The following is a 1,302-nucleotide window of genomic DNA, read 5'->3' as shown; positions in this document are numbered from 1 at the left end:
TGAACATGCCCCTGTCAAGTAGACAGTGGTAAAAATAAAAATCTTTCTACGCCAATCGTTGAACAATGGTTGGCGTAGACTCATTCTATGCAACTTTATTCTGCAAGTAATTTCTGTACTCTATTGGTGTCATACACTTTAATCGCCTTTGATACCTATGATTATTGTAATACTCTATATAATCAACAATAGCAGTTTCTAATTCGGAGTATGAATTGAATCTTCTAAGGTAATACATTTCAGATTTTAACATGCCCCAGAATGCTTCCATAGGTCCATTATCAATGCATCTTGACACTCTGGACATGCTTTGTATCATACCTGCATCATCGAGTTTCTTTTTAAATGATTTACTCGTATACTGGAAGCCCCTATCGCTATGGAATATTGGTTTTGCATCTAGATACTCTGAATGTGCAATATCAAAGGTTTTGAATACAAGCTCATTATTATTAGAGTGGCCCAATACAAATGATACAATACTCTTATCTGAAAGATCTAGTATTGCACTTAGATACGCTTTACCACCTAATCCATATTTCATCTCTGTCACGTCAGTAAGCCATTTCTCTCCAAATTCCTTAGCTTCAAAATTGCGGTTAAGAATATTATCTGCAGTAATTTCAGGAGTGGACTTGATGTAGTTCTTCCTCTTTCTACGACATACTGATTTTAGTTTTAAGATACTCATAAGACGATAAATTCGTTTATGGTTAACTCTTAAATTATGTTCACGATTAAGCTTTATTGTCATTTGTCTATAGCCAAGAATTCCATTTTTCTCTTCATAAGCATCTTTTATTAAAGAAATTAATTTTATATTAAACTCCTCATTGGAGCTTTCTTTTCTATTAAGCCATTTGTAGTATGATGATCTTTGTATTCCTGCAAAATTACATAATTCTATTATTGGGTATCTTTTAGTATCATGTAAATCACTAATTGCAAGATATATATTCTCATGTCTAACTTGGCTTAACGCCCCCTTTCTATCTCTTCCAATTTTTTTAGGAAATCAATCTCCATTTGTTTTCTTCTATTTTCTGCTTGTAATAATTTATTCTCAGCTCTAAGCTTCTCTACTTCCGACATTTCATCTTCTGATTTTCTCTTACCTCTTTTGTCTTGAAGAGCTTCTATTCCATGGTTTTCATATTTAGTAACCCATGAATATACCTGTGGATATGATACTTGGAAGTGTTGTGCAGTATCAGCATAATTATTTTGATTTTCTATACAGTATTTTACTATTTCTATTCGTTCATCATAGGTTGTTTTACGTCCTTTAGTCATGGTTGATGA

The 1,302-nt window shown here is 32.6% G+C and carries 2 protein-coding genes; both read right to left on the bottom strand.

The window, feature by feature from the left end:
- Positions 1 to 85: 85 nt before the first annotated feature.
- The gene (locus BLV37_RS14755; protein WP_280140159.1) at positions 86 to 955 is read right to left on the bottom strand and encodes an IS3 family transposase; all 870 of its coding nucleotides are present in this window, start codon (positions 953 to 955) and stop codon (positions 86 to 88) included.
- Between the two features lie 20 nt (positions 956 to 975).
- Positions 976 to 1,302: helix-turn-helix domain-containing protein (locus BLV37_RS14750; protein WP_143031536.1), on the bottom strand; the 327-nt coding region annotated here is incomplete at its 5' end.

This window comes from Proteiniborus ethanoligenes, assembly GCF_900107485.1.
Taxonomy (GTDB): Bacteria; Bacillota; Clostridia; order Tissierellales; family Proteiniboraceae; genus Proteiniborus; species Proteiniborus ethanoligenes.
The sequence above is the reverse complement of the archived record's forward strand: the minus strand, read 5'-3'. Positions and strand labels throughout refer to the sequence as shown.